9 protein-coding genes are annotated in these 8,345 nt (G+C 42.4%); all 9 read left to right on the forward strand.

Translation table 11 applies throughout. The annotated features are described in order from the left end of the window. Positions 1 to 967: 967 nt before the first annotated feature. The 9 genes from A1D16_RS17915 (at position 968) to A1D16_RS17950 (ending at position 8,166) form a co-directional block, all read left to right on the forward strand. Entirely contained in the window at positions 968 to 1,552 is a 585-nt protein-coding gene (locus A1D16_RS17915) for a hypothetical protein (RefSeq protein ID WP_290712041.1), read from the forward strand. 12 nt (positions 1,553 to 1,564) lie between these two features. Continuing rightward, on the forward strand, positions 1,565 to 3,175 hold the full coding sequence (locus A1D16_RS17920; RefSeq protein ID WP_290712042.1) for an ImmA/IrrE family metallo-endopeptidase: 1,611 nt from the start codon (positions 1,565 to 1,567) through the stop codon (positions 3,173 to 3,175). After that, entirely contained in the window at positions 3,157 to 4,800 is a 1,644-nt protein-coding gene (locus A1D16_RS17925; RefSeq protein ID WP_290712044.1) for an adenylosuccinate synthetase, read from the forward strand. Before A1D16_RS17920 ends, A1D16_RS17925 begins: the two co-directional genes overlap by 19 nt. A gap of 1 nt (position 4,801) precedes the next feature. Then, the gene (locus A1D16_RS17930; RefSeq protein ID WP_290712046.1) at positions 4,802 to 5,440 is read left to right on the forward strand and encodes a hypothetical protein; all 639 of its coding nucleotides are present in this window, start codon (positions 4,802 to 4,804) and stop codon (positions 5,438 to 5,440) included. 6 nt (positions 5,441 to 5,446) lie between these two features. Next, on the forward strand, positions 5,447 to 5,830 hold the full coding sequence (locus A1D16_RS17935) for a hypothetical protein (RefSeq protein ID WP_290712048.1): 384 nt from the start codon (positions 5,447 to 5,449) through the stop codon (positions 5,828 to 5,830). Positions 5,831 to 5,880: 50 nt separating this feature from the next. Then, positions 5,881 to 6,036, forward strand: a complete 156-nt coding sequence (locus A1D16_RS21785) for a contact-dependent growth inhibition system immunity protein (RefSeq protein WP_366207020.1) — start codon at positions 5,881 to 5,883, stop codon at positions 6,034 to 6,036. A 312-nt stretch (positions 6,037 to 6,348) separates the two neighbouring features. After that, on the forward strand, positions 6,349 to 7,071 hold the full coding sequence (locus A1D16_RS17940; protein WP_290712050.1) for a hypothetical protein: 723 nt from the start codon (positions 6,349 to 6,351) through the stop codon (positions 7,069 to 7,071). Positions 7,072 to 7,151: 80 nt separating this feature from the next. Then, a complete protein-coding gene (locus A1D16_RS17945) occupies positions 7,152 to 7,442 on the forward strand; it encodes a hypothetical protein (protein WP_290712052.1) in 291 nt (96 codons plus the stop codon). Further along, positions 7,420 to 8,166, forward strand: a complete 747-nt coding sequence (locus tag A1D16_RS17950; RefSeq protein ID WP_290712054.1) for a nucleotidyl transferase AbiEii/AbiGii toxin family protein — start codon at positions 7,420 to 7,422, stop codon at positions 8,164 to 8,166. The genes A1D16_RS17945 and A1D16_RS17950 overlap by 23 nt, the downstream gene beginning before the upstream one ends. The last annotated feature ends 179 nt before the right edge of the window (positions 8,167 to 8,345 follow it).

Here is an 8,345-nt window from a genome sequence, read left to right on the forward strand (position 1 = left end):
GAGATTAAGGAGGGGAAGTGAGGGTTTCTGATATAGGATGCCTTATTCTCTCTGGCCTAAAATGATTTATGTCTTTCCTGATCGTTTTTTTGCTTAACTTAAAGGAACTTTTTGCAGCACTCTTACTTACCTTACCCAAACCTTTACTATGAAAAGAGCCTATCACCCTTCATTACACTAACCGACTGAAAATTTTATCTGCTGGAGCATTGCTGGCTCAAACAATATTTCTCACGCGTCTGACGGTAGCTTACCGGAATAAAAAGGATTCCCATCAGCCAGTACCGTCAGTGGAAACACCTCCTCGAAGAAATGTACGCTGACATCAAAAACGCTCCCGTAAACAACCGGATCGAATGCGCCGTCCAGGAATGCCGGGTCAAACAACTAATGGACGCAGCACTGCATATAAAGTTTGACCATAGAGAGCCCTGGCAAGGATACCAACCACTCACAGGTAATAGGCTATTCCCCATGCCCCGTCACCGCTCATCGCTACGCCGGTTTCATCCCTATCTCATTAACCGGTCAGCATAAACGCATGACATCCCTTACTAATAGCCTTTTTCAAATGCCCCGGTGAAAAAACGCCGTTTCCCGGTGTTTTACTCACGGCCTTGTCAGAAACTCCTGATACTTTTGAACCAGTAACGTTACAGGCGTCCACGCCGGGGCGGAAGATTACCCTTCAGCCCTTTAATCCGTTATCATATTTACGCTATTATGTTGATAATTAGTTAATTATATTAATCTTGGGATTCACTGCCCACAAGGCTCTCTAATTCAATGCAGGGCCTCCTTCGACGGTCGTAACATGTCAACTAAATATATTCATACAGGGTCAAGTAGTAATTTTACTATTTAAATTTATCGTATTTGTTCGTATTTTTTACGGATTTCACTATGCCTTGGCGGAATTCCATTCATAGTGAGTTAATACATTCCAAAGGATATTAAAGCTTATGCGATGATTGAACTTGAAATATCAAACCGGTTAAGGGCGCTGACAACGCCGGAATGGGAAAGCATTATAAAAAAATGCTATTCCCATGTGGAGCTGACGCTCGGAGCGAAGACGAAGTATGGTGCTCATTGCGAACAAAGATTGGGAATGCCTGCACATGACTATTATGTAGGCAATGCGATCAAAGCTGTCTATGAGCAGACCTGGGAATGGCAGTTTGAAAAATACGATCTTGCGGAGCAGCTAATTAGGATAATGAACTCAATGATCTCCAACGAAGTTCGAAAATACAAGTCGGAGATAAAACGCGATAAACAGCAACCGCTATTGATCGAAGTAACTGAGTTTGAACGCCTGCCTGGCTATGAAGTGGAAGATCCGCCTTCAAATGAAGAATACCTGCAGAAATGCACTGAGGCTTTAGCAAAAGCCTGTGAGAACAATGAAAGGTATACAGCATTTGTCCAACTTAAACTGAAAGGCAAGAGTTATGAAGAGATCGCCATCATATTAGACTGCTCCAAAGAAGAAGCGTACAGATTGATGGAAAATATTGGAAAGAGAGCCAAAAGAAACTTGAAAAGCTGAAAAAACAAGATTATGCAACCTGACAAAGAAAATGTGAAGGACTCAAGATCTGCCTTGAACTTTCTTATTGAAGCAAACATTTTGAGTAACGAAGGAATTGTGGATGTCCCAAACGAATTTGTAGACAAACATTTAAAATTAGTTGAAACATTTAACCTGAAAAGCAAAAAAGAGATCGCGTCACATGATTTGAAATTTTTTATTAATGAAGCAAAAGCAGATAACGGACCAGGTGTGCCTACCAAGAGATGGACGCATAAATCTGTAGTAAAAATGATGGAAGAATCGGATTATGCAGATCCGATTACGGAAATGAAGCGTCGGGCAAGGCAAACCGTCCTACTGGCGCTTTCAAAGGGCTGGAATGGGCCGCCGTATGATGCCATTGAACTGGCAAAAATTTTGGAGCATGAGATTGCTCCAAACGATGAAATAGCTGACGCAAGAACAGTTCCGTTGAATAAAGGAAAATTTCGGATTGAGTACAATCCCTTTCAAAAAACGACTCGTTTGAATTTTTCCATTGGTCATGAAATTGCTCATACTTTTTTTACAGATTGTTATCAGGAAATAAGAAATCGGGAAGAAAACCCTGAAGCAAACAGGCAGTTGGAACAGCTTTGTAATATTGGCGCATCTGAGCTCCAGCTTCCTTATGTTATCTTCCCTGCTGATGCCAATAATCTCGAAGAGATAACAATTGAGGGTATATTAGACCTGGCAAAGAAATATAAGGCTTCACTGGAATCTTTTCTATTGGCATTTGTTGATGCAGTTGATCGCCCCTGTGCTGTGATGATCTGTACATTCCTGACCGAAGATAATTTGGTGATGGATTATTCCAAACGTTCTTCTCGTTTTGAAATAAATATTCCCGACGGATTTAGATTGCCCAGCGATTCTAAAGGATATTATTGCAATGTGCCTGGAACGACTCAACGGGAGACGGTACAATGGCCTTTTATGGATCGGCAGTATGACGTTTTCTATATCGGCATTTCTCCCATGCGGCGCGAACGGAAGCCCAGGATTGCCATAGTAGTGGTTCCTAACGATGGAAAAGGAAAACTGCAAAACAGGCGTATACAAATTGAATTTGGTGACGCGACTAAACCGAAAGGGAAAGGACTAAAAGTGATTGCCCAGGTCGTAAACACAAGTGCTGGATTAGGCATTGGTTTTGGCAAGTCGCTTTCGATGAACTATCCGGAAGTCAAAACAGCATTGAAAGAGTGGAAGGCAAGAAAGCAGGATTTCAGACTCGGTAATAGTCAGTTGTTACAGGTAAGACCTGATATATATGTTTTCCAGATGTTGGCACAGAATGGAATGAAACCAAAAAATGACGAAACCTTGCTCGACTATCCAAGTTTGAAGACGTGCCTGGCTGAGCTCAGGGATACAGCAAAAGAACTGAATGCTGACGTATACATGCCCTTGATTGGATCTGGTCAAGCCCGGGGTAAATGGGAAATCATTGAAGGGCTGGTCTACTCTGAACTCGTCAATCAGGATGTGAACGTTACAATTTATTTGTTTGGCAGCCCGAAAGCAGATGAATTTAGGCCTCGCTCAACAATGTCTTCTTTTAATTTGAAATCAACATGGCAGAAAGAAAAATAATTATTCTTCTGAGTGGAGAGATTGGTGCTGGCAAATCGACGCTGTCAAAGAGGCTGGAAGAAAAATTCAATTTTAAAGTGCTGCGAACCAGGGAAGCGATAGCTGAGCTCCGGAAAAAACATATGCGGGAAAATCCTGGTGATCGCTCATTTCTTCAGGAAGGTGGGGCCGCTTTAGATAAGATTGACGGTGGTAAGTGGGTGCTGGATTTTTTTCAAGAGCAGTTCAAGCTTTCGAGGGAAGACGATCGGCTCTTCGTGATTGATTCGGTAAGGATCGCAAGCCAGATTCAACATTTTCGCAAAGCTTATAATCATATTGTTTTTCATATTCATTTGCTGGCTTCCCCCGAAATATTAAAAGAACGATACATGCAGAGAGACGAAGTTGCTTCACTCGAAGCAAACGAGGCAGAACAAAAATATGAGGAAAGTAAGCGCGACCTTACGGAAATGCAGGTAGGTTCATTGTCCGCTGAAGCTGATTTGTGCATCAACACAGAACTATCTACGCCCGAGGATGTTGTCGTCCGCATAGCAAGCTTTCTAAAGCTATTGGCTCCTACTGGGGGCAAGTTGGTAGATGTATTGGTCGGAGGACAATTTGGCTCAGAAGGCAAAGGACAAATTTCAGCGCATATCGCACCGGAATATGATTGCCTGGTCCGTGTAGGAGGTCCCAATGCAGGACATACCGTGTACGAGGAACCAGAAAAACATGTTTTCCATCTTCTGCCATCCGGCTGCTACAGAAATCAACACGCTAAGCTTTTGCTCGGACCAGGCACCGTCATCAACGCGGATAAACTCTTGGAGGAGATCGCCAAATACCGTGTAGCCGATGAGTTTTCTCGGCGGTTGGTAATTGACGAGAATGCGATCATTATAAGCGAACAAGATATCGCACTGGAAGAAGCAAACAAAACCAAAATCAGTTCAACCGCGCAAGGTGTTGGAGCAGCTACGGCGACAAATATCGTTGCTCGCCTGTGGGCAGAGACAAAACACAAGGCAAAGTATCATCCCAAACTTCAACCATTCATCGGATCAACATTTGATGAACTGGAAGCAATGTACCGGGATAACAAAAAGATATTGTTAGAGGGAACGCAGGGAACGGGGTTGAGCCTGCATCATGGCCTTTACCCTTATGTGACGTCCAGGGACACAACTGTTTCTGGATGTATATCCGAAGCAGGAATTTCGCCTATGCGTATAAATAAGATCATCATGGTTGCCCGTACTTATCCTATACGCGTCGGTGGGACTTCTGGTGATTTTCAAAGTAAGGAAATTGACCTGGACATCATTGCCCACAGGTCCGGACTTGATCCGGAAGTATTGAAAAAAAGGGAGATCACAACGACTACCAAAAAGGCAAGGAGAATAGCCGAATTTAACTGGTCGCTTTTTCGCAAAGCTTGTGAACTCAACTCTCCTACTGACATCGCACTGACTTTCGTGGATTATTTTTCAAAGGAGAATGAAAAAGCGAGAAGATATGATCAACTCACTCCGGAAACCAGACAGTTCATCGAGGAGGTTGAAAGATGTTCAGGAGTGAAAGTTTCCTTAATTAGTACAGGATTCGATTATCGCGCAATTATTGACCGTAGAAACTGGTAATATGGATATTAATAAATTTATTGAACTACGCCCCTTTTTATATCACTTAACAGATGAAAGAAATGTAAAGCCGATCCTGCAGAGCAGAACGCTTAATAGTGCAGCGGTGTTAGCGAAGCTCGGTGGCGTTCCTAACCTGTCTGAATTTTTAAGAACAAGAAGAATAGGACATTTCCCGATAGTGAATGGGACATTCCATGCTATTCTTCGTGACCAAGATCCACTTTTCGAAAAGATTGTTAGCAAGAACCTTGAAGGGGGATGGACGTTCGGAGACTTCGTGCATTCGTTGAACTCAAGAGTCTTTTTCTGGCCAACCGAAAAAGACCTTAGGACACATTATACTCGATACGAAAATCAAAATGAGTTCCCCAAAATCATCCGCGTAGCAACGGCAGATATATTTGCAATCAATAAAACCGAAGCTCAATTTTGCCGGTTGAATTCTGGTGCGCCCAGGTGTAGCTCTTACTATAAAGAAGGCGCTCCACCTCGCGGACCGAGAACTTTCCTAACAGCGCTGGACTATCCAGATTCGCCTAGCTCGATTAGGGAAGTAACTTTTTTAAAAAGCTGTAACCTGCCAGATAATATTTGGATTGCAGGCCACCCTGATCAAGCGTTCAAAAAATATCAATAGTCAACCATGAGTTGGGATATTGTTTTATTCAATTCCAGGCAGAAGATTCAGTCAGTGGAAGAACTGGACGAAACGCAACTGGAACCAACCGATTTCTGTGCTGTGTTGGAGAGTCACTTTAACGAGATCGAGCGCAGCGATAATCACAGAAGGATCAAAGGAAAGGATTTTGAGATTGATTACTTCCAGGACGATGAACCGGTCAGTAATAAAATATTGAGCTTGTATGGAGAAAGCGGCCTCTACGAAATAGTGGCGTTGGCAAGAAAACATAACTGGCAGATTTTCGACACAGGGCATGGGCAGATGATCGATCTGGAAGATCCGTCCATCAACGGCTATGAAAGTTTTCAGCGGTATCTCCAGCAGGTATTAAAGGGAAATGAATAAACCGAAAGAGACATTGAAAAAATAATTGGCTGCAGAAGAACATTGAAGAGCTGGAGAAGCAGAACTTTGGCCATCCGGGCGAAGCCCCGACCAACATGGTAAGGCGTTGCCTGGAATTACGCAGAATCCCAATCGACGAATTCACCGTGGAAGATCTGCGCTTGATGATAGGGCAGAATTTCTCCCTACGTTATCTCGCCCTTTAGCCAATTGGTGATGGTATTTGACTATATTGGCAAAAATCTGGATAAAATTTGTATACGTAGTGTTGAAAATAGCAATAATATATTGACTAAAATTGCTGAGTCAGATAAGAGTGTAATAATCAATTCGTGTAAGGCCGCTGTTGAGGATTATAATTATAACAGAAAATCTATCATAGATACCTTGGCAAGATAGCAGGTATTATGTTTGCAGCCGTACAAACTAGCATCCATAAAATCGTTTCGATGCAAAATTGCGTAAAGAACTGTTTTGTTTGAATCGGTACATTTCGATAATTTTAGAAAAAGGACGTGATGAAACAGGTTATGAAGCAGTGGAAGTCCCTTATAAGTTTTGACTTCCCTTTACAGGCGGCCTATATCAGTGCCCAATTTCACAGTGTTCACGATACCTACCAGTCAAAATTTCCATTCTGGAGTCTCGAGGCAACTAAGAAAAAGGTTATTGCCTGGTACTGGTTTAGGTTGGTTTTGTACCATTTCCTGACTATCGTTGGAGTATCTTTTTTGACAGTTGCTCCCTTTGCACAGGATCGGTCTGGTTTGATACCTTCACTGTTTCTTGCGGGTGCAATTTCCCTTTTGACATTAATTGCTTTTAATTATTGGCCGAGCTATTACGCTACGTTTTTACCCAACCTGGAAACGGCCATCAATGAGCACCAAATACGTATCAGGCAGGAGGAAGAATTGAAAAAATGTAAAAGAAGTCAATATTCCATCCCAACCCTTGTGGTAATTGCGCAGGTGATATCCCAAATGAACGAGTGTGGTACAATGCCTTCTAATGAACAGACTGCCAATATACTGAACAAGCTGTACGGGGTAGATAAAGACAAAATCAAGCAGAACCTGGCCCGGCACCTGAAGATATCCGGAATCACTGATAAAGAGAGATTTGAGATCCTAAAGGGAGTTGATCACGCCCGTGACTTTTTTGAACATTTCGGTTGGACTAAGGCCACACCCGTTCTTAATGACCTGGAAAATAAATTGCAACGTCAAAAGGAGAGGTAATTGAAAACTGTTTTCCAGCCCTAACTCCTTGAATCTGAACAATCTTTTAATTCCTTGGCAAATTTTGGTAAATTTATACCATGGAGTCAATTGAAGATTTGAGCTTTTTATTGCCAGGATATGCCTTCTGGGACGTAAAGCGGGAAAATCTGGATTTTTCGCGTGATAAAGCTTTTATTGTTTCCCGGCTATTTGAACGCGGAAAGCTCGATGATGTGCTGTCTGTGATTGTTTTGTATGGAAAAGATGAAACAGCGGCGATCTTGCTAAATAACAAGTATCTGAACAGGCAAGGTCTTTTTCTGGCCCACACACTCCTCGGGTTACCATTACAAGATTTTAAGGCTTATGCTACACTTAAACACGATTGATCCTGCCCTCCATCAGGTGTTGTTAGATCTTTCCAAATTGCCGGAATTGGCTAATTTTTCACTTGTAGGCGGTACCTCATTATCTCTTCAACTTGGACACCGTAAGTCAGATGACCTCGATTTTTTTACAGATCGGTCCTTTGATATTGTTGAACTGAAAAACGCCTTGCTTCAATACAATTCCCAAATTGAATTCTTAAATGAAACCCGGCAGGGTGTCAGCTTTAGCCTGCCACTTCCTGGAACACCCACCGAAACCAGAAAACTGGATATTTATAACTGGGCAGTAAAATTCATCCGCCCTTTTAAAACTGAGGGGCCTGTAAGGCTCGCAAGCCTGGAAGACATTGCGGCTTTCAAACTGGATGCGACCTGCCACCGAAAGGAAAAAAAGGATTATGTAGATATTGCAGTCCTGTTAGATCAATTCTCCTTTGATCAGATGATGGGCTTTTACCGGGAAAAATTCCCTATGAATGACGGACGGGTAGTTCTTAGCCAAATACTTGACCTTGTGGGATTGGATAATTCGGTTGAACCTGTAATGGCTATTGACCTTACTACATCCGAGGCTCTTAAAAAAGTTGAAGTTAAGGTTAAGGATTACTCCGCCCGGTTGGTTCAGACGAAGGATCAATTGGAAGAAGCCCGATTAAAAAAGGTCGCCGAATTGCTTGAGAAGCGGAATGCTGGCAAGCAAAATAAAAAAGGACGTTCCCTATAAACGATTCCTGATAAATATCACTTGGTGGCGGTTATTCTTAAGAAATTTGCTGCATTTCCGCCATTTCTAAGTACACTTAGCTTTATTTTCCTTCCCCTGCGGGCTATTTTCGTGGCCTAAACAGTTAAGTGTATGCAAGAAAATGTGAAAAATGGTAACACTGTTACCCCGATGTTATT

This window comes from Flavihumibacter sp. CACIAM 22H1 (genome assembly GCF_001601815.1).
Taxonomy (GTDB): domain Bacteria; phylum Bacteroidota; class Bacteroidia; order Chitinophagales; family Chitinophagaceae; genus Flavihumibacter.